Origin of the sequence: Winogradskyella vincentii (assembly GCF_020166345.1) — a bacterium.
GTDB lineage: Bacteria > Bacteroidota > Bacteroidia > Flavobacteriales > Flavobacteriaceae > Winogradskyella > Winogradskyella vincentii.
The window spans coordinates 379,547-401,137 of sequence record NZ_JAIUJS010000003.1 but is presented as its reverse complement, the minus strand read 5'-3'; the positions used below and the strand labels follow the sequence as shown (position 1 = coordinate 401,137).

Below are 21,591 nucleotides of genomic sequence, written 5' to 3'. Positions count from 1 at the left end.
TCTTATTTAAAATTCACCACCATGTAATAAAATATTTTTGTAAGCTATTATCTTTCTGTTTTACCCAAATAAGAGGTGATCTATTTTCATTGATAAACTTCATGATTTCAGCATTTGCTGTATTAGAATTTAACCATTTTACATTACTTCTGGGTTTGCACAGCCATTCTAGTTTAGTAGGTATATAAAATTGACAATTCTTTAGGCACTCTATTAATTTATAATTTAAATAATTACCTGTAATACACTGGTCATTTAAAGGATTAAGCTTTTCTACATTACTTTTATAGGGTACAAAAAGCTGTGCTTTAAAACATGTAAGTTGCTTAATATTAGCAACATCAATACCTAAGTTTTTAATTGCTAAAATAGTTTCAGGTTTAAAGAGAAGTGGTAATTGCCTATTTTTTAACTTATTGAGCTTGTAAATCAAACTATCTCTTCTGTTGGGTCCAATCCAATGCCCAAGTGAATCATTAGGATCAGCATTAGAATCGAACAGATAGAATTTATAAATAATTTCTAAATGAATAGGTTGTTGTTCTAGAAGAAACAAGATATCTAGCTCACCAATAGTTTCCTTTTCTTTATTTATCTGTAAGTTCTCTGCAATTATTTCTGCATTAGATAGATTTTGTATCTGAAATGACACAAACTTTTCTACTAAATTCCCAAGACGAATTGAATTAAATTCCTTATCTTTAAAGAAGGCCTTGGACGTCGAATCCGGCACATATTGCTCCATATCAAATACCATTTTGTCTTGCCAAAGTAGTGGAGTGCCCTGATAGCCATTAAACATTTCTTGCAATATTTTTTTATCTTGAGAATTCACCATTTGATTCTTTAAAAATATTCAAAACCTAACTTATGTCATGTTTTTAAACGTAAAGTAAAAGTACCTTTATTGATGCAATTTTCAAGGAATTTTAATATTCAAAAATCACACTATATATGAAAGTATTCGATAATAAGCACATTAAAAATGTGGCCTTTGTTGGTACCCATCGTGCCGGCAAAACCACCTTATCTGAGACTATGCTCTATGAGGCTGGTCTTATCAACAGACGTGGCACTGTAGAGCAACAAAATACAATTTCGGATTACCATGAATTTGAGCACCAACGCGGTGCTTCTGTTTTTGCTACCCCTTTGCACACAGAATGGCGTAATTACAAAATCAACATAATTGATACACCAGGCTTAGATGATTTTATTGGTGAAATAATGTCTTCTATACGTGTTGCAGATACAATTGTAACAGTAATAAATGCGAAACATGGCGCTGATATTGGGACTGAGATAATTTGGAATTATGTCGATAAATATCACAAACCAACTCTATTTGTAATAAATAAAATAGATAGTGAAAAGGCAAATTTTGAAATGAGTTTCAATAGCCTGAAAGAATTAGTGGGCAAAAATGCTGTATTGGTTCAATATCCAATAAAATTAGATGGTGCACAATGCATTATAGATGTATTAAAAATGAAATGCTACAAATTTGGACCTGAAGGAGGTAAACCAGAAAAATTACCAATTCCAGAGGATCAGTTAGAGTATGCAAATATGCTTCATAATGAATTGGTTGAAAAAGCAGCTGAGAATGATGAGGAGTTAATGGAACTTTATTTTGATAAGGGAACATTAAATGAAGAAGAATTAAGAAAGGGAATTAAGCTTGGTATGCTTAATCATGATTTCTTCCCAGTATTCTGTGTATCTGCACTTAAAGATATGGGTACAGGTAGATTGATGGGCTTCATTGATAATGTAGCACCAGCAGCGGCTGATTTAAAACCAGAGCAAACTATTGAGGGCGAATTAATAAAACCAGATTTAAATGGTGAAACCTCATTGTTTATATTCAAAAATATATATCAACCAAACTTAGGGCAAATTACGTTCTTTAAGGTGATGTCAGGTGAAGTTAAAGCTAATGACAAGCTATATAACACAAGAACTGGTGAATCTGAAACTTTGAATCAGCTTTATATCATGGATGGTAAACAAAAGCACTCAGTTGAAAAGCTAACCGTGGGTGATATAGGAGCTACTACTAAGTTGAAGTATACTGAAACTAATGATACGCTTGCGGCTTCTCCAGAAGCAGGAACAATAAAGCCAATTAAGTTCCCTCAACCTAGATTAGTTAAAGCTGTATTTGCTGAAAACTCAAGCGAAGAAGAAAAGTTAAGTGAAGCTCTAAAGAGAATTCATAGTCAAGACTTAACGGTTGATTTAAGTTACAACAATGAAACTCATCAAACTTTAGTTGGTACTCAGGGTGAATTGCATTTATCAACATTAAATTGGTTACTAGAAAATATTTACGATGTAAAACCAAGATTTGAAGCACCGAAAATTTCATATAGAGAAACCATTCAAAGAAGTGCAACCGCAAATTACCGCCACAAAAAGCAGAGTGGTGGATCTGGTCAATTTGGTCAAGTTCATTTAAAAATAGAACCATATTATGAAGGTATGCCAGAACCAGAAGGATTTTCATTAAGAGGTAAGGAAGAAGTTAATCTTCCTTGGGACGGTAAACTCGTATTTTATAATTGTATAGTTGGTGGTGTTATTGATCAACGCTACCTACCTTCAATAATGAAAGGAATATTAGAGGTAATGGAATCTGGACCACTAACAAAATCTTACATTAGAGATGTTAGAGTAATGGTGTACGACGGTAAGATGCATGCTGTAGATTCTAATGATATATCTTTTAAAATTGCCGGAGCTCATGCATTTAAAGATGCCTTTTTAAATGCTAATCCTAAATTACTCGAACCAATTGAACAGATGGAGTTAAGAGCTCCTGAACAAATGGTAGGTAGTGTAATGACAGAATTGCAAAGTAGAAGAGCAGTTATTCAAGGTATTGAGACAGAAGCACATTATCAAATATTAAAATGTACTATACCGTCTGCAGAATTAACTGATTTTTCTAGTCAGCTACGATCAATAACTCAAGGTAGAGGAACATATTCAACGAAATTTTTAGGATATAATGCCGTACCTACTCATGTTCAAAAGGAATTAGTAAAACAACACGAATTAATAACCACCTAAATACTAGAAATATGCAAAGTAAAGTAATGTATTTAAGCGATTTGAAGTTTAATATAGAAACCTGGAAGCGAGAACTGAGATTTCATTTTAATGAAATGGACACCTTTGAAGAAAAACTAGAAGAAATAGTTCAGCGTGAACCAGACCCGATGGCAATGGTAAAACTCGAAGTTTTTCAAAACCGTATAATGATAGAAAAGGATGCTATATCTAAGTTGCTACATAGATGTCGTAATAAAATGGCAAATATCATAAACGTAGACTTTAACGAAAACATAGATGGACGTTTACAAAATGAACAGCGTACATTAAGAGAAGATATGCGTACTTATATCAAATTGCACTATGATCTTAAAGAAGAAATGATGAATTACTTTTTAGAAGTTCTTTAGAGGTTTTGCTAACTAACTAAATTAAAAAAGCCACAGATTGTTAAAGTCTGTGGCTTTCTATTTATTGTTGATTTATTTAATTAGCAACTTCTTGGATCGCCTATATCCATTATTGTCAGTTAGTTCAATTATATAAATACCAGAGGAAAGATTAGAAACTTGAATTGTATTTGAACTGCTCAACGGGTCAAATTTATTAGAAATTACTTTTTTACCTTGAATATCATAAAGTGCAAAAATTGTAGGACTATTTAATTGACCAGAAACAATTATTTGATCTAATTCAAAATTTGAATGAATCTTTAAACTGTCTAATGGAGAATCATTAATACTTAAAACATCAGCGCCAAATCTTAAATAGAATCTTCCGGTGCCAGTGATATTTTCTTGGGCTAAAAACTGATAATTATTTGAATTTAATAAAGTCAATGTACCTAATTCAGTATCCTCAAGATATATGTTTATGGATGGAGAAATCGTGTTTTCAGTTATCTGTACTGAAATCAGTTCGCCTTGAACAGTATGAATACCTATAGGAACTATGGTGCCATTCATGTCATATTCTCCTAATGCTTGAATACCCATTGGTATTCCTGTGTTATCCTCAACGAGCAATGAATACACTGAAAAATCTGGTGCAACACCACCAAATAACGAAGAATCATAACCTGGATCTAAACCTAATGACGCATTGGCATTGAAATAAATGTCTGTTCTAAAGTTATTTTCGTCATTATCAATTTGTAGCTTAACTAAACCTATGTGAGCACTATTTGAGCCATCTAAAGCGTAGGCGTGAAGATTTAAAAATAATGCTAGGGATAGAATATAATAGCTGTTTTGTACAAAGGATTTATTGAGAAATGAAATAAACTTTGTAATTGAATATCTAACTGATTTGAGGGTAATCATTTTAATTGAATATAGATTAATAGCAAAATAAAGGTATCAATAAATTGCGTTAGGTATTAATCAATTCGACCAAACAGCATTAAAAACGATTATAAGTAAATTACAGAATATTAATACATTATACTTCGATTAATGTATTTACAAATATTAAAACAGAATAATATTAACATTAATTTCATAATTTAAAAGTGACATAATTATTATCTTTAAAGGTGTGATTTAGAATTCAATATTATGAAATCGAGGTTTGTTTTGTTGTTTTTAATTTCTACTATATTCTTTGATTGTGGTAGTTCAAAAAACGAACTCTCTCCTGAGGGTATTAAGAAGACAGAAGAATTAAGAGAAATGGTTCGGGCCAAGACGTTTAAATTTGATGCTAAGTTTGCTTATCCTATGCAATCTAATGATGTAATACGTGCTACTAATGCATTAATGAAAGGAACTCAAAACTTAGGAGGTCAAATAAATTTGTCAAGCAATGGTGACTTTTTAATATTAGATGGTGACAATACAGAAGGTAGTTTGTCATTTTTTGGAGAAATGCGTAATGTGGGATTCAGTGATATTTCAGATAATGGTATTAATTTTTCTGGTCCATATACCGATTTTTCAATCGAAGAAAAAAACAATGGCGATAAAATTATTATTCAATTTGACGCAAATAGTACCGTAGAACAATTTAGGGTAAGAATGGTTGTATTTACCAACTACAAGAGCAATATGATCGTTTATGGTTCTAATAGGACTGCAATAAGATATACAGGCGAAATTCTACCTTTAGACAAAGACAAATAGTTTATTTGTGTAGTTACCTCAAAATGGCGTTCTTGTATTTATGTTTAATAAACGCTATTACTACCTTATTAAAATTCAGTATTTAGGTTATCGTTTTCATGGTTGGCAAAAACAACCTGATGTAAAAACATTGCATTTAATGATCGATAGAACGCTTAAGTTCATTTTAGGTGATCAAAAATTTAAAACATTAGGTGCAGGAAGAACGGATGCTATGGTTTCTGCCAATGAAGCCGCATTAGAGCTGTTTCTTTATGACAAGCCGATAGAGGATTTTGATGCCTTTCTTCAATTATTCAACCATAATTTACCTCAAGACATTAGAGCATTAAAGATTAAAGAGGTAGACGAAAAATTTAATGTAATTCAAGATTCTAAAATAAAGGAATATCATTATGTTTTCTCTGAAGGATCTAAGAATCACCCGTTTTGTGCACCAATTTTATCTACCATTTTAGATTCATTAGATGTAGAATTAATGAAAGAAGGTGCAAGGTTATTTGAGGGCACTCATAATTTTAAATCTTATTGCTATCGCGCAACTAATAAAGGTGAATATATTAGAACAATTGGAAAATCTGTAATTACCAATAATAACATATACACCGCTAATTTCTTTCCCGAATCAACATATGTTTATAAAATTAGAGGAAAAGGTTTTATGCGTAATCAAATTAGATTAATGTTTGGTTGCTTGATAAAATTAGGAAGAGGAGAAGTAACCCTAGATTATATTGCTTCAACATTAAAAGATGACAGCCTGGAAGTTATGGATTATATTGCTCCGGCATCAGGTTTAATACTCCATTCCTTGGATTTTGATTAATCAGTTTTCTGAATAATTTTTACTATAATTATGCAGGCTATTGCACTTAAGCTTAAAAGAATAATTCCCTTAATAGTATTACCATAAATAAAACTACCTATACTGAATAATGTTGAGTACACTCCTAAGGTACCAATAATGAATGCTACGATTTTTAATCCAAAACCATTAAATTTAGATTTACCAGCAAAAACCAAGCTATCAAACTCATCTATGGTCTTTTGATTTGTGGGTTTGGTAAATACAGTCACCAAGACCCAACCCAAAGTGGTAATTACAACTCCAGTGACTAATTGCCAATGTGACGGTAAATCTATGATAGGAACATTTAACTTTCCATTAATGAAAAAGAATAATGCAATAGAAAATGAAATCACCATTGCAGCTATTTCACTAAATGGATTCACGCGATGCCAAAACCATCTAAGTATAAAAAGCAAGCCAGTACCTGCACCTATCTGTAATAATAGGTTAAATACATCCTTTGCAGATTGCAAATAAAAAGAAAACCAAGCTGCTAAAATCATCAATAAAACAGTAGAAATTCTACCAACGCGTACTTTTTGTTTTTCTGATGCTTCTTTATTAATGAATCTACTATAAAAATCATTAACTACATAAGAACTTCCCCAATTCAATTGAGTAGATATAGTACTCATAAATGCAGCGATTAAAGATGTCATAACAATTCCTATAAGTCCTGCAGGTAAATATGTCATCATAGCGGCATAAGCAACATCATCTCCTTGCATCTCAGCAGTTAGACCTGGAAATGCACTTGAAATAGAATTAAGGTCTGGGAATATAACCAATGAAGCAAGACCTACAATAATCCACGGCCAAGGTCTCATGGCATAATGCGCAAAATTAAAGAACAGGGTTGCCCAAGTTGCGTGTTTTTCATCTTTAGCGGCTAACATTCTCTGTGCAATATATCCACCACCACCTGGTTCGGCACCAGGATACCAAGTGCTCCACCATTGAACAGCAAGAGGAATAATTAATAGGGTAATTAAAGCCTCAGTATTATTAAAATCAGGAAAAAAATCTAATTTAGAACTCACACTATCATGGGTCAAAAGTGCTGACAACCCATTTATTTCAGGTAGACCAACAATATAGATCGTAGCCCAAATACTGCCAACCATAGCAATAATAAATTGAATAAAATCGGTTATAAGTACACCTTTCAAACCTCCTAAGGATGCATAAAAAACAACAATTATTGAAGAATATATCAAGGTTTGCTCTTGTGAAAAACCAAGCAAAATATTCGCAATTTTTGCTCCGGCTAAACATACACCAGCCATTGTAATGATGTTAAAAATTACACCTAAATAAATTGCCCTAAACCCTCTTAAGAATGCGGCACTTTTACCAGTATATCTAAGTTCGTAAAATTCAAGATCTGTTGTAATACCACTTCTTCGCCATAGTTTGGCATAAAAAAACACAGTTAGCATACCTGTAAGCAATAATGCCCACCAAACCCAATTGCCAGATACACCATCATTTCTAACCAATTCCGTTACAAGTCCTGGTGTATCAGCAGCAAATGTTGTAGCTACCATACTAACACCTAATAACCACCAAGGCATATTTCTACCAGATAGAAAAAACTCATTAGTGTTTTTACCAGCGCGTTTGGAAACATATACGCCAATGAATGCAAATAAGCTTAAAAAGAAAATGATTATTACCCAATCAATTGTACCTAACTTCATATTTTTTATTTGTTACCAAATCTAATATTTTAAAACCAAAAAAGGCATTAGTAAATACTAATACCTTTTTATTGATTGGTTGGTTAATTTTTAAGATATCCAGTTCTTGGATGATGAATGTCTAGCAAACCAAACTAGTACAATACAAATTACAATTACCATTATTGGCATTGTTAAACTCATACCCTCAACGTTCATAAATAAATAAACATGCTGAACAATGGCAGACAGAGCTGATATCACAAACATTGAGATTGCCCATTTTTTTCTGATCAATAAGAATAGAGCTCCTAATGCACCACAGAATACTGCCAAGGCAAATGCTGCAGTATACCATGCAGGATATTCCACTAGAAATTCTGCTTGCTGTTCTTCTGGAAGTGCTGCAATCATTTCGTCTGTAGCAAATGCTCGGCCCAAATAGGCCATTACACCCATTGCATTCCAGACTAAAGCAAGTACACTAATAATCCAAAACCATACTGGTGGTTTCTGTGTTGTTGATGTCATAATATTGATGATTTAGTTAGTAATTATTGTCACAATTTATAAAAAAACAATTAAAACTGTTAAATCATTGATTATTAAGAAATAAAAAAGGGTGCTAGTTTTTGCTAACACCCTTTAATTTAAAATATTAATTTTCTTATTCTACAACATGTAATTTTGGCTCTTTATCTACAAATTTTCCGTTAACAGATTCACCAAGAATGATGACCTCTTTAGAACGTTCGTACATTTTTATTGCACGATGCATTTGTAATTTAGTACCACTGTAAAGTTTAACACCTGATTTTGAACCTTTGTTTCTAATTTCAATGTAAAAACCATCCTTTAATTTGGTTGGTCTAGTTGCTGGTCTACCCATAAATTTATTGTGAATTTTAAATAGGAGTGCATGATAGTGAAAATTATATCACTACGCAAGTTTATTTTTTAACATTTGAGTTTTACCGATTGGTTTTGATATTGACACATTAACATTTGGACATATACTTAACATAATATTAAGTTAATATAGATGTGTCTTCGTTAAACCCTGTTAAGTCACTTGACTTGAGTTCTAATTCCTATATATTATTTAATGTAAAACGAAGTAGAACAAATAAAAACAGAACTATAGTTATGAATTACTTAAATATTAACGACGAAAAATTATTACCAACTGTTGTAGAATTAAACACTTTACTAGCAGACTATCATATTTATTATCAAAATCTAAGAAACTTCCATTGGAATATTCTTGGTGAAAACTTTTTTGAATTACATGAAAAGTTTGAAGAATTATATATAGAAGCTAGAGATAAAATAGATGAAATTGCGGAGCGTATACTAACATTGAGATATCATCCGATGAGTAATTTAAAAGATTATTTAAAGACTTCATCTATTGAAGAGGTATCGTCTAAGTTAACAGATGTTCAAATGGTAAAAGCCATTTTAGAGAACCATGGAGTTCTTTTAAAACAGATGTCTAAAGTTGTAAAAAAAGCAGAAGAAACAAATGATGAAGGTACAATAGACTTAATTGGTGCATATATTAGGGAGCTTGAGAAAAGTAGTTGGATGTTAGATGCGTTTACCAAAGAAACAGCATCTCAATTAAATGACAGTTTAGTGTAATGACTATTAAACATTCCTAGAACCATTTAATTTAAAACATCAAAAACATGAAAGAACAATTTAATACCGCATTGGAGAACCTCATAATTAAGCTCCAAGGCTGGTTTAACACAACCATAGAATACATACCTAATTTTATCCTTGCGATACTGGTTATGACAGTATCATATTTTGCCGCAAAATATATCAGTAAATTAGTGGGTAAAGTAGTAGCTCGTAAAGTAGAGCAAGAATCTATTAGAAATACAATTTCTAGAGTCACAGCAGTAATTGTGGTGTCCTTAGGATTGTTTATGGCACTAGGTGTAATGAATTTAGGCAAAGCATTAACCTCTCTACTGGCAGGTGCTGGTGTGGTTGGTTTGGCAATAGGCCTAGCATTACAAGGAACTTTAGCTAATACGTTTGCAGGATTAATACTATCCTTTAGAAAAAAAATTCAAATAGGAAACTGGGTTGAGACTACCGGATTTTCAGGTGAAGTTATTGATATTAATCTTAAGGATTTTACATTAAAGGAAGCTGACAACAACATTGTTGTAATTCCAAATAAAACAATTTTAGAAAACCCACTTAAAAATTACTCACTTACAACAAGAATGCGCGTTTTTTTAGAATGTGGTGTAGGATACGAGTCAGATTTGGAAAAAGTTGAGCTATTAACAAAAGAGACTATTGCTAAAACTTTCGATCAGGTAGAAAAACTGGAAGATGTAGAATTTTATTATACTGGGTTTGGAGATAGTTCGATAAACTATCTGTGTAGATTTTGGATTGATGCTGAAAGTATGCTAGAAAAACTTAGAGCTAAAACCAAGGCTATTATAGAAATTAAAAAGGCATATGATAAAGCAGGTATTAATATTCCTTTCCCAATAAGAACCCTTCAGTTTGACAACAAACTAAAGGTGAATGCTCCAGATCTTGAAGATGCATTCTCAAATAATTAATAATCTTTTTAAATAATACTTCATCTCTTATAGAAGTTGAGATAAATAGAACACAAGTTCTAATTTAATCTTAAAATCAGATTCAAAAGCCACCTTGTATGTGGCTTTTTGTATTTTTATAGAAACAGATTAAATATGGTCAATACAATTCCAAAAGAGACACTTCCTTTTCTAAAAAAATTATCCAAAAACAACAATAGAGATTGGTTTAACGATAATAAGGCAGAATTTAAATCAATTGAAGCCAAAGTAAAGGACGCCTACAACTCTCTTGGTGAATTATTGAATAACCATGATCAAATAGATAAGGTAAAAGTTTTTAGAATTTACAGAGATGTTAGATTTTCTAAAAATAAACTTCCATATAAAATTCATTTTGGTGGTTCTTTTCATAGAAAAAAGCCTGAATTGAGAGGAGGCTACTATTTGCATATACAACCAAACAATGAGTCATTTATTGCTACTGGATTTTGGGAGCCAAACAAGGAAGATTTGTTTAGGATAAGAAAAGAGTTTGAAATGGATGATAGTGAAATACGTGAAATATTAGATCAGCCAAAATTCAAAAATACTTGGGGAGGTTTTGTTGGTGACGAACTAAAAACTGCTCCAAAAGGATTTGATAAAGAACATCCAGCAATTGATTTAATTAGGAAAAAGCAATTTATATTTATTAAAAAATATACTGATAAAGAGGTTAATTCAAAGGGTTTCCTAGATGATGTAAATACCTCATTTGTCAACGTGAGACCATTCTTTGATTATATGAGTGATGTACTCACAACAAATTTAAATGGAGAATCTTTGCTCTAAACGGCCTTTAGAACATCTGGCTTTATAAACAATTGAATACTATTTATTAGGCGATTCTTTACAATATTCATCATACGCTTATTTAATGCAGACGAATTTTGAATATAAGTATCGTACTCTTCAATTGTAAATTGGCCAATAATCATACCCTTAATAGAATTTCTAAACTTCATGTCCTTGTGAATAGCATTTTCTATATAATCTAACTGCTTTTGTAATGACAGTTCATAAAATACATTCTTGCGCTTAGAAATATAATTTTTAAAGACAGCAACAAATAAATCATGTTGCATTTTAATTATAGGTCTTAGGGTTTCATTTTGAAACTTTTCGTCAGCACTCATTGCTTCATAAATCTTAGCAGAGGCTATAATAGGTCTAATAGTGTGTAGGTTTTCGGATCGCTTGTTCATGATTAGGTAGGATTAATTTGGAATTAAATTTAATTATTAACCCTAAGAATATTCTTATAGCATCGATATCTTGTTAACGTTGTTATTAACAATGCCGTTTCAAGTTATCCAAAAGCTAATCAGAATTTGCAACGCTTAGTTCGTAAATTTCCAAATCAAAATAAGATACAGAAGCTAAAACATGATCAAAAATATCACCCATAATAAACTCATAATTTTGCCAGCGTATGTCTGCACTAAATGCATAAATCTCCATTGGTATACCTTGAGGTGTTGGTTCTAGTTGGCGTACCATTAAAGTCATATCATGGTTTATAGCTGAGTGATTTTCAACATAGGTTAAAAGGTATTTTCTAAAAACTCCAAAATTGGTCAAATTGCGTCCATTGATTAACACAGATTTATCAATAGCATTATCTGTATTAAACTTTTTAATCTCTTTTGATTTTTGTTCTATGAAATTAGATATTAATTGAATTTTTTTAAAGCGCTGAATATCTTCATCCGTTAAAAATTTTATAGTCGAGGTTTTTATAATAACTGATCGTTTTATCCTCCTACCACCAGAAGACATCATACCTCTCCAGTTCTTAAAAGAATCAGATATCAAAGCATATGTCGGTATGGTTGTTATTGTTTTATCCCAATTTTGCACTTTGACGGTTGCCAGGTTTATTTCTATGACGTCACCATCAGCACCATATTTCTCAAAAGTAATCCAGTCTCCAATACGCACCATGTCATTAATAGACACTTGAATACTAGCTACAAACCCTAGAATGGTGTCTTTAAAAATTAACAGGATAACTGCAGATGCAGTACCAAGGGTAAATGCAAATTTCAAAAAAGTAATACCTGTAAGGATAGAAAAGATTCCAAAGACTCCTAAGATCCATGCAAATATCATAAATACCTGTATGTAACTATCAACAGGTTTATCTTTATATTTAGCTAATGTTTTTAGATAGTCTTTAATAGAATTTAAAAAACTTCTAATTATCCTAAGCGTTAATATTACAGCAATAACTTTTAAAGTTTTTTCAATAATATCTTCGGCATATTCAAAATCTGTAAAAACCTGAGGAACAAATTCTATAAGAATGATAAGCGGAATTATGTGCGCTATGTTTCTTGGTAGTTTATTACTAATTAGGATATCATCAAAATTCGTTTTAGTCCGTTTTGCAAGACCAGCGGAGAAACGCCACAGCAATCTTTTTGTAATAAAATCAACTACAAACGCAATAACTAATACAGCTAACAATAAACAAATCATGTTAATGTATTGAGCTGAAGTTTCTGAAAACCCCTTTTCTATCAAGAGGTCATATATATAATGTCGTATGCTAAGCGTTTTCATTTCTTAAATATTTTTTATCAATATAGAAAGTTCCAAAAGGAATTATTGCGGCAACAAGGACAATAAATAATGTTCTGTTAGGCCATTTTAATTCAGCACCAAGCATTACCGCAAGGACTATATAAGCCATAAAAAATAAACCATGTGGCATACCTAGCATTTTTACAAATTGTGGGTCATCTTGTAAATATTTGATAGGCACTGCAATGAAAAGTAATAAAATGTATGAAAGCCCTTCGAGAACAGCAGTAATTCTGAATAATGGCAACAGTTTTGTCATTAGAAAATATTTGTACAAAAATACATGAGAATTGTATTTTAGAGCGTGTTTTTAACAGCTTTTAATAAAAAATATTAATACTCAAAATCTATTAATTATCTTTAGCATGTTATATAAATGGAACCAATCTTAAAATACTTTGAGTATACAAATGAAAAACCTATTTAATGAATCCTTAAAATCAATCTCATTAGTTTTTATCATTCTTATTTTTTCAATTTCAGGTATGACAGCTCAAACCCATAAAGGAGATAATAGTACACTTGAAAAAACATATGAGAGAAATAAGACAATTATAGAAAGTAACTCATATGAGTTTAGATCTCTCATGGTTTATGATGGTTCACATCGCAAAAAAAACTATAGTAAGGTATCCATTATTAAAAACAAATTATCTGGGTCATTAATACCTATTAAAAGTTCTAAATCTAGTGTTGTTTCATTTGAAAAGGACAGAATTAAGAATTACAAAGTGCAAACCAATGATGAAAACCAATCAGTAGAACTGTCATTTGACGCTACTTCTGGAGAATTGTCATTTCAATTCAATATTAGAATAATGCCAAATGGTAAGGCTTTTTTGAAGGTTTATTCATTGAATGAAGAAATAGAATATATAGGTACAATCGTTAGAAAATAAAATGGAAAGAGAGGAATATATAATTCACATTATTGGTGCTGGAATTAGCGGATTAATAGCAGCTAAAACTTTAGAAGCTAATGGTTATAGGCCAATTATTCTTGAATCTTCCGATAATGTTGGAGGTAGAGTTAAAACGGACATTGTAGATGGATATCAATTAGATCATGGTTTTCAAGTATTACTCGATGCTTATCCAAAAGCTCAAGAGCAGTTAGATTATAATGACTTAGACCTTCAAAAATTTTTACCAGGTGCAACCATTTTTACTAATGCTAAGTCACAAACCATAGGAGATCCAAGTCGTAATTTAGGTTTGTTGTTACCAACGTTAATGGCATCAGTTGGGACACTAAGTGACAAAATAAAAATATTGAAGTTAAACAGGCAATTAAAAAAGAAATCCATAAATCAAATTTTTCAGGAAAAATCAAAATCTACTCTAGAATATTTAAAGGATTATGGATTTTCAGACAAGATAATTGATAATTTCTTTAAGCCATTTTTCTCAGGAATATTTTTAGAACCTGAACTCAGAACCCTCAGTATTATGTTTGAGTTTGTTTATAAGATGTTTGGAGAAGGGTCTGCAACACTTCCAAAAGCTGGAATCGGAGCAATACCTAATCAAATTAAAAACCAACTTAAACATACCCAATTTAGATTTAACACTAAGGTAAAATCTGTAGAAGACAATAAAATAGTATTAGATAGTGGTGAAGTTTTAGATACACATTTCACAATTATTGCCACTTCACCAAGTCAATTTATTTCAAATTTAAAGGATCAGGAACAGCAGTGGAAATCTTGTTATTGTTTATATTTTGAAGTCGATAAACGTAACATTGATAAGCCTCTAATCGGTTTGGTGGCTGACGATGATGCCCTAATTAATAATATCTTTTTTCATAATAGTATCAAGACATCTTCTAGAGGTGAAAATGAACTGCTTTCTGTCACTGTAGTGAAAGAGCATCAATTAAATGCGCAACAACTAACTCAGAGGGTAGAACAAGATCTGAAAAAATATTGCAATATTGAAGTTTTAAAATTTATCAAAACCTACCATATAAAGCAGGCTTTACCAGACTTGGAATATTTGCAATACGAGATTTCACCAACTGAAACACAATTGAAGCCAAACATATATTTAGCCGGAGACCATTTATTAAATGGATCATTAAATGCAGCGATGCTGTCAGGTGAACGGGCTGCTCAAGGTTTAATCATGAGTTTAGAGGATGGCCTTGTTGTTGAAAACTTATCTTCAGAGTACATTTAATTTTAAAAAGAAACTGTACCTTTACATTAAGTTTATTGAAGGTACACCTCACAAGTAACAAGTATTCCAAGTTATTTTTTCGGTATTTTAAGATTTTCTGTTTCGTAAGTTATCCAGTAATCATTATTAGTATTTTCTTAAGCGAGTGAATATTAATTTTAAATCATTACATGGGTAGATCACAACAGACATTTAGTAAAAGTGAAAAAGAAAAAAAGAGATTAAAAAAGCGTGAAGACAAACGCAAAAAAATGGAAGCGCGTAAACTTGCCAAGGAAGAAGGTGGGTCTCAGGGAATACCAATAGCTTACGTAGATTATAATGGCAACTTAACTGATACACCTCCAGATCCTTCTATGAAAGTGAAAGTAAAGGCCGAAAATATTGAAATCGGTATTCCGAAAAAGGAAGAAGGTGATGAGGAAGAGTTTGATCCGATTAGAAAAGGTAAGGTTTCTTTTTACGACAGCTCAAAGGGATTTGGTTTTATAATAGATACAGAAACAAACGAGAAATACTTCACCCACGTTAGTGGAATAATCGATGAGATAATTGAAAATGATAAAGTTACTTTTGAACTTGAGAAAGGACAAAGGGGAATGAATGCTGTGAGAGTTAAAAAATCGTAGTCAACTATTGAATCCAACAATTAAGACAATTGGTGAAAAACACCTCATAGGAATGCGAGGTAGTATGCATCATGGCCAAGTGGATAATATTATTTCGCTTTGGAAGAAATTTATCCCAATTAAATTCAAGGTGACCAATACTCTAAATGAAGAACTTATTGCTCTGCAGGACTATAAAGACTTTTCTAATACTAAATTGGCTTTTGATATTTGGGCATGTGCAGAAGTGTCTGACTTAAATAATATTCCAGAAGGATTGAGTGGCCTAACTATTCCTGCAGGCGAGTATGCAGTTTTTGTTCTAAAGGGAATGGATGCTGGTGCATTATACCGTGAAATATTGTCTGAGTGGTTACCAAATTCTGGCTATGAAGTAGATAGCAGGCCTCATTTTCAAGTGATGGGAAAAAAATATATCAATAATAGTGATAAGTCTGAAGAGGACGTTTATTTACCTATAAAATTAAAGCTCTAATATTAGCTTTTGTCCAATTCTTAAAGTAGAGCTTTTTCTAATGGAGTTCGTTTTACAAATAGAAGCTATTGTTATGTTATTACGCTTGGAGATTCTAGATAATGTATCTCCTTTTCTAACAATATAAACCTTTGTTTGTTTAATTAAACTCTTACGAGCTTCTTCCTCAGTTTCATACAGCGAAAGTTTAGCTAGTCGTCTAGAGTTATGATATCTCGTTCTTGTCCACTTACGTGTTACCCAAAGCTCTTTAGAACGTACTTTATTGTCTTTATTAATTTCAAATAGATATTCAGGGTGAATATATTCACCTTTGAAACTAGTTACAAGATGTAAATGACTACCTCTAGAGTTGCCAGTATTACCACCTTTTCCAATGTATTGTCCTTTAGAAACACTGTCGTTTGCCTTTACTCCAATATGAGAAAGATGAGCATATGTTGTTTCCAAACCATTGTAATGTCTAACAACAACAGTTTTACCATGACCTCTACTATATCTTGCAAAACGTACTATACCATCTAGCATTGATACTACACTGTCTCCAGTAACTAAATCTATATCAATGCCCTTATGAGGTCGGCCTCGACGCCAGCCATATCTAGAAGTAACAACTTTTTCCTTTAGAATTGGTGATGCATAGATAGTATCATCAAAGTTTATTTTAATCGGATAATCAGGCGCAATGTCTTTATACGGATTGTAAACCCTTGTATCCCAGTGATCTGATTTTATGTCTATCACTGGTTCCTTTTTTAGAATAGAATCCTTTTCAACAAGAGGAATTTCAACTTCATTTGGATTCGCTATTTTATTCAATGAAGCCACAGGAAGTTTAATTTTTAAGCTCCTATGAGATGGTTTTTCCTGTGCATAAACACAGAGTGCAAAAACAAGACATATAAAACTTAAAAGGGAGTTTTTCATTTTTTGTTTAAATGTTCAAACTGAACGAACGCAAAAATAACACAATTATTGTTGAACGCAAATCGCTTTAACATCTGTTAAAATAGACTATTTTTGTGCCTCAATAATTAACAACCATAGTATGTCTCAAGACAATCAAGCGGTCCAAGAAAGGAAGACTGACAAAGAATTATACGACTACCAACAAGGTGCTATTAGTAAAATTTTCGAAAAATTTGATACAGCTCCAGACGATTATCATTTGTTGTATCAATTACCAACCGGAGGAGGGAAGACGGTTATTTTCTCTGAAATGGTTCGTCAATACCTGAAAAACCATGATAAAAAGGTTTTGGTAATGACGCACCGTATTGAGCTTTGTAATCAGACTTCTAAAATGCTAACTAGTTTTGGTGTAACCAATAAGATTGTAAGTAGCAAGGCAAATCTAGACGATCAGGCTGAGTATTCTTGTTTTGTTGCCATGGTTGAGACATTAAATAACAGGTTAAACGATAATATACTAGACATTTCTGATGTTGGTCTTGTAATTATTGATGAGGCACACTATAATTCATTTACCAAATTATTCAAGTTCTTTGAAAAATCATTCATATTAGGTGTTACGGCAACCCCTTTAAGTTCTAATAAGGACTTACCAATGAAGGACAATTATAATGAGTTAATTGCGGGTGAAACTATTGAGAACCTTATAGAAAACGAGTTCTTGGCGAGAGCAGAAACCTATGCGTACGACATGGGACTAACATCTTTAGAGGTTGGTTCTAATGGTGATTATACAGTTAAATCATCAGAAGATTTATATACAAGTCCTGCAATGCTTCAAAAAACCATAGATGCATATAAAAAGCATTCGCTAGGGAAGAAGACCCTAATTTTCAATAATGGAATCAATACATCTATAAGCATATATTACGCTTTTAGGCAAGCTGGTTTGCCCATAATGCATTTAGATAATACCGCAACAAAAAAACAGAGAAAACAAATTTTAGATTGGTTTCATGAAACACCAGATGCAATCTTAACCTCGGTAAGTATCCTTACTACTGGTTTTGATGAACCTACAATTGACACTATACTTTTAAACAGAGCAACAAAGTCTCTTACGTTGTACTACCAGATGGTAGGAAGAGGATCCAGAATTTTAAACAATAAATCAAAATTTACCATAATAGATTTAGGGAATAACTTGTATCGTTTTGGACCTTGGGGAGCTGACCTAGACTGGAAATTAATATTTAAATCACCTAATTGGTATGCAGATCGTATTAAAAGTGATGAAGCAATTGAGGCTAATTTTAAGCATGAATTGGCAGATGAAATTAAAGGTGAATTTTCTAAATCAGAAGACACCTATTTTGATATTCGTCAATGCTACAAAGATGCTGTGGATGCTGGTGAATCGTCAAAGGTGGTACTTGAACGGTCTATAGAACATCACGCTAAAATCTGTATAGAAAACAGTGAAGATGTATATGATGCTATCGCTTTAGCAAAACTTCTTAAAGATGATATAAATCAAAGAATTGAGATTTATGCCAAATGCATAAGTAAAAGCACCCACAATTTCTTGAAGTGGTTAAAAGATGACTACAAAAAGAAATTAAACTCTTATCTGCGAGCTAATTTTGATGAGAAATTTGAGGAAATACATGGTTATCCACCTGAGGATTAAAAAATATATTTTAAGAGGTTATTCTATCATTTGAGTTGATTAAATAGAGATTCTTCAGTTTAAAAAATGTAGTAAAATACTGATTTTTAAAATTAATTTTTATCTTTAAGCAGCTATTAATCAAATTCCTAACCCTCGTATGTTAAATTCTGCATCTTGTGTAAGAGTCTATACTCTTATGTTTTTCCTTTTAATTTTCAATAAATCAAATGCTCAATTAGATGACTTCTTTAATTCTGAATGGAGCAAGATAACTTACAAAGTTGAAGTTGAACCCAAGTTCAATATTGCCGACACTAAGACTATTATAATTTCTGAAGTTGTAAATCCAAATAATGAAGAAAATAATCATTCGTATGATATATATGACGATATGTCAAATAATATAACCAGTATAGATGGACTTACCTTAATTGATCGAGGCAAAACGGAAGCATTACTAAAGGAATTCAAATTTCAACAAAGTGGTTTGGTAGATAAAAAACAGATTAAAAAACTTGGAGATTTTTATGGTTCTGGTCTGCTGATTTTTGCGAGAATACAGACTGACAATTTTGGCCAAAGTATAGAAACTGAAAAATCTTTATTAAATAAAAATGGGTGTAATATTCAAAAGAGAATGGTTGGGTTCTATGATTTGCAAATTAATTTGAAGATTATTGACCTGAAAACTGCATCAATCGTACTATCTCAGAATTTGTCTGCTAGTGAAAAAGGAAAAGGACCAACTTATGATTGTTCTACACCAGCAGATTTAGATTCAAATTCACTTTATCAAAAGGCAAGGATTGAAATTGGTAAGAAATTTAAAGAGCTGTTCGTACTACATACTAAAGAACATACAATTGACTTCCAAACAAGTAGTAAATTCAATAAAGACTTGAAAAAGGCGATAACATTATTAGAAATCGATGATTTTGAGGCTGGTTATCAAATGATAAAAGATATGGCTGCAATAGAATATAAAAAAGATAGAACTAAATCTTCGGCAATTTACAATTTGGCTATGATGCAATTATTTAATGAAGAATTTGAAGAAAGTCTTGCAAATGCTAAAAAAGCTTACATGTTAAATTCTAAAAATAAGGCCTGCCTAGAAATTATTGAACAATTAAAATGAGATTGCCAAAATTTATTCTTTTTTCTAAATTAAAAGGACTTAGAGTTGCTGGATATAAGATAATAGTCGCCTTAGGAGTAATTGTAGCGCTTGTATCAGATGGTTTTTCATTGGTTAAGGAGTTTATTATTGGTGATGAAGATTCTGGAAAGACAAAAAATGAATCAAATTCAATTGCGCGAGATTCTTCCAATTTTTCAAATATTGACACGTTAAATCTGGCTAATTCTGAACAACAAAAATTATTAATTGATAAAATAAATAATGAAGGCACTAAAAAAAGTAATTCAAACAATAATAAATCGCCTCAAACAGTCAATGAAAATAAAGTAACAAGAGCCAAAGAAAATCTTTTTAATACAAGTGAAAAATTGCTGAGTAATAACTTGTTGGCATTATTTATTGTTAGTTCAAATTATAAACTAGATTCTGATTTTAATCAAAATTTATCCCTTGCTTTAGAAGAAAAAAATATAAATTCTTCAATTTCATTCTTTAATGACAATTCTTTAAAAAACTATAAATCATTTTATTCTGCTAACCCAAATTGGCTTATGGATATTAAATTGAAGAATTATTTGAATAATTATGTAATAGGTCAAATTAAAGAAAAGCAAAGCCCAAACTCAATGGATAGTGAGATAACAAATGTGAATTTAAAGTTTAGTGGTAAACTAGTGGATGTTAACAACAATAAGATTATCCCGTTAAGCTCAAATTCAGAAGCTATAAGTTATGATATTTCACAAGCTTTGGATGATGCTTACCAAACTTTAATTAATGATATTACTAATAAAATTAAGAATAGTATTTAGTCAAGTGCCTTAAATTGGGCGTTTCAACAAGGTTTTTTAAATCATATGCAAATTAGGATATCAGAAAAATATTACGTAAATTTAAAATAACCTAATCTTATTGAGCTTGCCTAGATTATAGTTATCCCTAATTTACTCACGTCTTAAGAAACCAATTGATTTTTTGGTTCAACATCTTTTGCGAAAAGATGTTCCTCCTTGATTTACGATGTACATATGATTCAGTATTATACACATTACAGATATATATTTCAATCCTTGGAATTCCAATAGTTAAATTAGCTTTATTTAACAGCATTTTCATAATTCCCTTTTCCTATACTATTAGCTATTATTCACAAATAAAAATTTAGAAATTATGAATACAAAAGAACCAAGTAGACTACAGATTAAAGTAAAAGCCAAACAACTTTTTAATGCTCAACTAAATTTAAAAGGAGAAAAACTACAAGAAAAAATTGATCAATTCACCGAATTGACTACAAATAATGGTTTAGGTAGTCCATATGGTGGTAAAAATAAAGACCAGAATACAGATATTCAATTAGGTTCTAAAATGATTTGGAGTATATCTATCAGTAAAGAAAAAGGGGATGAAGACTATGCAGTGCTATTAGATTCTATCGTAAATTCTAATTCTGGTTTTTTCAATAAAATCACTAAAGAGAACGGCAATTTTGTTGGGGAAGTTACAACCAACCGAGATTTTATAGATAAGGGAGAAGAATATATAATTAATTTTCATATACAAAAAGGAGATGAAACTTCAGTTGTTCTTCCAATTGATCCAAGGTTAAAAATCAAACCTTAGTATTAATACTTATGCAATTCTCCTATAAAGCATATATTATATTACTTGGTT

The 21,591-nt window shown here is 31.4% G+C and carries 24 protein-coding genes; 15 read left to right on the top strand and 9 right to left on the bottom strand.

Annotated elements, in window-relative coordinates; genetic code table 11:
- Nucleotides 1–13: 13 nt before the first annotated feature.
- A complete protein-coding gene (locus tag LBV24_RS07675; protein WP_224478026.1) occupies nt 14–838 on the bottom strand; it encodes a DUF1853 family protein in 825 nt (274 codons plus the stop codon).
- A 116-nt stretch (nt 839–954) separates the two neighbouring features.
- Between LBV24_RS07675 and LBV24_RS07670 the strand changes: the two genes are divergently transcribed.
- Nucleotides 955–3,075 (top strand): elongation factor G, encoded by a 2,121-nt coding sequence (locus tag LBV24_RS07670; RefSeq protein ID WP_224478025.1) that lies wholly within the window; start codon nt 955–957, stop codon nt 3,073–3,075.
- 11 nt (nt 3,076–3,086) lie between these two features.
- A complete protein-coding gene (locus tag LBV24_RS07665; protein ID WP_224478024.1) occupies nt 3,087–3,467 on the top strand; it encodes a hypothetical protein in 381 nt (126 codons plus the stop codon).
- 72 nt (nt 3,468–3,539) lie between these two features.
- Here the strand turns inward: LBV24_RS07665 and LBV24_RS07660 are convergent, their stop codons facing one another.
- Nucleotides 3,540–4,379, bottom strand: coding sequence for a T9SS type A sorting domain-containing protein (locus tag LBV24_RS07660; RefSeq protein ID WP_224478021.1), 840 nt, complete (start codon nt 4,377–4,379; stop codon nt 3,540–3,542).
- Nucleotides 4,380–4,613: 234 nt separating this feature from the next.
- On the opposite strand from LBV24_RS07660, the gene LBV24_RS07655 reads away from it, so the two are divergent.
- Entirely contained in the window at nt 4,614–5,177 is a 564-nt protein-coding gene (locus tag LBV24_RS07655; RefSeq protein ID WP_224478020.1) for a DUF4251 domain-containing protein, read from the top strand.
- Between the two features lie 40 nt (nt 5,178–5,217).
- A complete protein-coding gene (locus LBV24_RS07650; RefSeq protein ID WP_224478019.1) occupies nt 5,218–6,003 on the top strand; it encodes a tRNA pseudouridine synthase A in 786 nt (261 codons plus the stop codon).
- Here the strand turns inward: LBV24_RS07650 and LBV24_RS07645 are convergent.
- From LBV24_RS07645 to LBV24_RS07635, 3 genes are all read right to left on the bottom strand, one after another.
- Nucleotides 6,000–7,727: a sodium:solute symporter family protein gene (locus tag LBV24_RS07645; RefSeq protein WP_224478018.1), complete on the bottom strand. Its 1,728-nt coding sequence runs from the start codon at nt 7,725–7,727 to the stop codon at nt 6,000–6,002. The genes LBV24_RS07650 and LBV24_RS07645 overlap by 4 nt on opposite strands.
- 90 nt (nt 7,728–7,817) lie before the next feature.
- Nucleotides 7,818–8,237, bottom strand: a complete 420-nt coding sequence (locus LBV24_RS07640; protein WP_224478017.1) for a hypothetical protein — start codon at nt 8,235–8,237, stop codon at nt 7,818–7,820.
- 136 nt (nt 8,238–8,373) lie between these two features.
- Nucleotides 8,374–8,595, bottom strand: a complete 222-nt coding sequence (locus LBV24_RS07635) for a hypothetical protein (protein WP_114301470.1) — start codon at nt 8,593–8,595, stop codon at nt 8,374–8,376.
- Between the two features lie 257 nt (nt 8,596–8,852).
- Here LBV24_RS07635 and LBV24_RS07630 point away from each other — a divergent pair, with 257 nt between their 5' ends.
- From LBV24_RS07630 to LBV24_RS07620, 3 genes are all read left to right on the top strand, one after another.
- Nucleotides 8,853–9,350: a Dps family protein gene (locus tag LBV24_RS07630; RefSeq protein WP_224478015.1), complete on the top strand. Its 498-nt coding sequence runs from the start codon at nt 8,853–8,855 to the stop codon at nt 9,348–9,350.
- Nucleotides 9,351–9,397: 47 nt separating this feature from the next.
- Nucleotides 9,398–10,300: a mechanosensitive ion channel family protein gene (locus tag LBV24_RS07625; RefSeq protein WP_224478014.1), complete on the top strand. Its 903-nt coding sequence runs from the start codon at nt 9,398–9,400 to the stop codon at nt 10,298–10,300.
- A gap of 135 nt (nt 10,301–10,435) precedes the next feature.
- The gene (locus LBV24_RS07620; protein ID WP_224478013.1) at nt 10,436–11,113 is read left to right on the top strand and encodes a DUF2461 domain-containing protein; all 678 of its coding nucleotides are present in this window, start codon (nt 10,436–10,438) and stop codon (nt 11,111–11,113) included.
- Here the strand turns inward: LBV24_RS07620 and LBV24_RS07615 are convergent.
- The 3 genes from LBV24_RS07615 to LBV24_RS07605 all read right to left on the bottom strand — a co-directional run bounded on the left by LBV24_RS07615 (nt 11,110) and on the right by LBV24_RS07605 (nt 13,166).
- The gene (locus LBV24_RS07615) at nt 11,110–11,526 is read right to left on the bottom strand and encodes a glyoxalase (RefSeq protein ID WP_224478012.1); all 417 of its coding nucleotides are present in this window, start codon (nt 11,524–11,526) and stop codon (nt 11,110–11,112) included. The two genes, LBV24_RS07620 and LBV24_RS07615, sit on opposite strands and share 4 nt — an antisense overlap.
- A 115-nt stretch (nt 11,527–11,641) precedes the next feature.
- Entirely contained in the window at nt 11,642–12,886 is a 1,245-nt protein-coding gene (locus LBV24_RS07610) for a mechanosensitive ion channel family protein (RefSeq protein WP_224478010.1), read from the bottom strand.
- On the bottom strand, nt 12,873–13,166 hold the full coding sequence (locus LBV24_RS07605; RefSeq protein WP_224478009.1) for a DUF3817 domain-containing protein: 294 nt from the start codon (nt 13,164–13,166) through the stop codon (nt 12,873–12,875). The genes LBV24_RS07610 and LBV24_RS07605 overlap by 14 nt, the downstream gene beginning before the upstream one ends.
- A gap of 151 nt (nt 13,167–13,317) precedes the next feature.
- Here LBV24_RS07605 and LBV24_RS07600 point away from each other — a divergent pair, with 151 nt between their 5' ends.
- From LBV24_RS07600 to LBV24_RS07585, 4 genes are all read left to right on the top strand, one after another.
- Nucleotides 13,318–13,806, top strand: a complete 489-nt coding sequence (locus LBV24_RS07600) for a DUF4251 domain-containing protein (RefSeq protein ID WP_224478008.1) — start codon at nt 13,318–13,320, stop codon at nt 13,804–13,806.
- A gap of 1 nt (nt 13,807) precedes the next feature.
- Nucleotides 13,808–15,088 carry an NAD(P)/FAD-dependent oxidoreductase gene (locus LBV24_RS07595; RefSeq protein WP_224478007.1) on the top strand — a complete coding sequence of 427 codons (1,281 nt, stop codon included), beginning with the start codon at nt 13,808–13,810 and terminating at the stop codon, nt 15,086–15,088.
- Nucleotides 15,089–15,258: 170 nt separating this feature from the next.
- The gene (locus LBV24_RS07590; RefSeq protein WP_224478006.1) at nt 15,259–15,717 is read left to right on the top strand and encodes a cold-shock protein; all 459 of its coding nucleotides are present in this window, start codon (nt 15,259–15,261) and stop codon (nt 15,715–15,717) included.
- 7 nt (nt 15,718–15,724) lie between these two features.
- Nucleotides 15,725–16,192, top strand: coding sequence for a GyrI-like domain-containing protein (locus LBV24_RS07585; RefSeq protein ID WP_224478005.1), 468 nt, complete (start codon nt 15,725–15,727; stop codon nt 16,190–16,192).
- Here LBV24_RS07585 and LBV24_RS07580 read toward each other — a convergent pair.
- The gene (locus tag LBV24_RS07580) at nt 16,181–17,119 is read right to left on the bottom strand and encodes a peptidoglycan DD-metalloendopeptidase family protein (RefSeq protein WP_224478003.1); all 939 of its coding nucleotides are present in this window, start codon (nt 17,117–17,119) and stop codon (nt 16,181–16,183) included. The genes LBV24_RS07585 and LBV24_RS07580 overlap by 12 nt on opposite strands.
- Before the next feature lie 121 nt (nt 17,120–17,240).
- On the opposite strand from LBV24_RS07580, the gene LBV24_RS07575 reads away from it, so the two are divergent.
- The 4 genes from LBV24_RS07575 (at nt 17,241) to LBV24_RS07560 (ending at nt 21,540) form a co-directional block, all read left to right on the top strand.
- The gene (locus LBV24_RS07575; protein WP_224478002.1) at nt 17,241–18,794 is read left to right on the top strand and encodes a DEAD/DEAH box helicase; all 1,554 of its coding nucleotides are present in this window, start codon (nt 17,241–17,243) and stop codon (nt 18,792–18,794) included.
- A gap of 139 nt (nt 18,795–18,933) precedes the next feature.
- Entirely contained in the window at nt 18,934–19,914 is a 981-nt protein-coding gene (locus LBV24_RS07570) for a hypothetical protein (protein WP_224478001.1), read from the top strand.
- Nucleotides 19,911–20,729: a hypothetical protein gene (locus tag LBV24_RS07565; protein ID WP_224478000.1), complete on the top strand. Its 819-nt coding sequence runs from the start codon at nt 19,911–19,913 to the stop codon at nt 20,727–20,729. The genes LBV24_RS07570 and LBV24_RS07565 overlap by 4 nt, the downstream gene beginning before the upstream one ends.
- A 358-nt stretch (nt 20,730–21,087) precedes the next feature.
- A complete protein-coding gene (locus LBV24_RS07560) occupies nt 21,088–21,540 on the top strand; it encodes a hypothetical protein (protein WP_224477999.1) in 453 nt (150 codons plus the stop codon).
- The last annotated feature ends 51 nt before the right edge of the window (nt 21,541–21,591 follow it).

Excerpts from the sequence above, each read along its gene's own strand:
- LBV24_RS07675 (WP_224478026.1), bottom strand. The coding sequence starts at position 838 with ATGGTGAATTCTCAAGATAAAAAAATATTGCAAGAAATGTTTAATGGC.
- LBV24_RS07670 (WP_224478025.1), top strand. The coding sequence starts at position 955 with ATGAAAGTATTCGATAATAAGCACATTAAAAATGTGGCCTTTGTTGGT.
- LBV24_RS07665 (WP_224478024.1), top strand. The coding sequence starts at position 3,087 with ATGCAAAGTAAAGTAATGTATTTAAGCGATTTGAAGTTTAATATAGAA.
- LBV24_RS07660 (WP_224478021.1), bottom strand. The coding sequence starts at position 4,379 with ATGATTACCCTCAAATCAGTTAGATATTCAATTACAAAGTTTATTTCA.
- LBV24_RS07655 (WP_224478020.1), top strand. The coding sequence starts at position 4,614 with ATGAAATCGAGGTTTGTTTTGTTGTTTTTAATTTCTACTATATTCTTT.
- LBV24_RS07650 (WP_224478019.1), top strand. The coding sequence starts at position 5,218 with ATGTTTAATAAACGCTATTACTACCTTATTAAAATTCAGTATTTAGGT.
- LBV24_RS07645 (WP_224478018.1), bottom strand. The coding sequence starts at position 7,727 with ATGAAGTTAGGTACAATTGATTGGGTAATAATCATTTTCTTTTTAAGC.
- LBV24_RS07640 (WP_224478017.1), bottom strand. The coding sequence starts at position 8,237 with ATGACATCAACAACACAGAAACCACCAGTATGGTTTTGGATTATTAGT.
- LBV24_RS07635 (WP_114301470.1), bottom strand. The coding sequence starts at position 8,595 with ATGGGTAGACCAGCAACTAGACCAACCAAATTAAAGGATGGTTTTTAC.
- LBV24_RS07630 (WP_224478015.1), top strand. The coding sequence starts at position 8,853 with ATGAATTACTTAAATATTAACGACGAAAAATTATTACCAACTGTTGTA.
- LBV24_RS07625 (WP_224478014.1), top strand. The coding sequence starts at position 9,398 with ATGAAAGAACAATTTAATACCGCATTGGAGAACCTCATAATTAAGCTC.
- LBV24_RS07620 (WP_224478013.1), top strand. The coding sequence starts at position 10,436 with ATGGTCAATACAATTCCAAAAGAGACACTTCCTTTTCTAAAAAAATTA.
- LBV24_RS07615 (WP_224478012.1), bottom strand. The coding sequence starts at position 11,526 with ATGAACAAGCGATCCGAAAACCTACACACTATTAGACCTATTATAGCC.
- LBV24_RS07610 (WP_224478010.1), bottom strand. The coding sequence starts at position 12,886 with ATGAAAACGCTTAGCATACGACATTATATATATGACCTCTTGATAGAA.
- LBV24_RS07605 (WP_224478009.1), bottom strand. The coding sequence starts at position 13,166 with ATGACAAAACTGTTGCCATTATTCAGAATTACTGCTGTTCTCGAAGGG.
- LBV24_RS07600 (WP_224478008.1), top strand. The coding sequence starts at position 13,318 with ATGAAAAACCTATTTAATGAATCCTTAAAATCAATCTCATTAGTTTTT.
- LBV24_RS07595 (WP_224478007.1), top strand. The coding sequence starts at position 13,808 with ATGGAAAGAGAGGAATATATAATTCACATTATTGGTGCTGGAATTAGC.
- LBV24_RS07590 (WP_224478006.1), top strand. The coding sequence starts at position 15,259 with ATGGGTAGATCACAACAGACATTTAGTAAAAGTGAAAAAGAAAAAAAG.
- LBV24_RS07580 (WP_224478003.1), bottom strand. The coding sequence starts at position 17,119 with ATGAAAAACTCCCTTTTAAGTTTTATATGTCTTGTTTTTGCACTCTGT.
- LBV24_RS07575 (WP_224478002.1), top strand. The coding sequence starts at position 17,241 with ATGTCTCAAGACAATCAAGCGGTCCAAGAAAGGAAGACTGACAAAGAA.
- LBV24_RS07570 (WP_224478001.1), top strand. The coding sequence starts at position 18,934 with ATGTTAAATTCTGCATCTTGTGTAAGAGTCTATACTCTTATGTTTTTC.
- LBV24_RS07565 (WP_224478000.1), top strand. The coding sequence starts at position 19,911 with ATGAGATTGCCAAAATTTATTCTTTTTTCTAAATTAAAAGGACTTAGA.
- LBV24_RS07560 (WP_224477999.1), top strand. The coding sequence starts at position 21,088 with ATGAATACAAAAGAACCAAGTAGACTACAGATTAAAGTAAAAGCCAAA.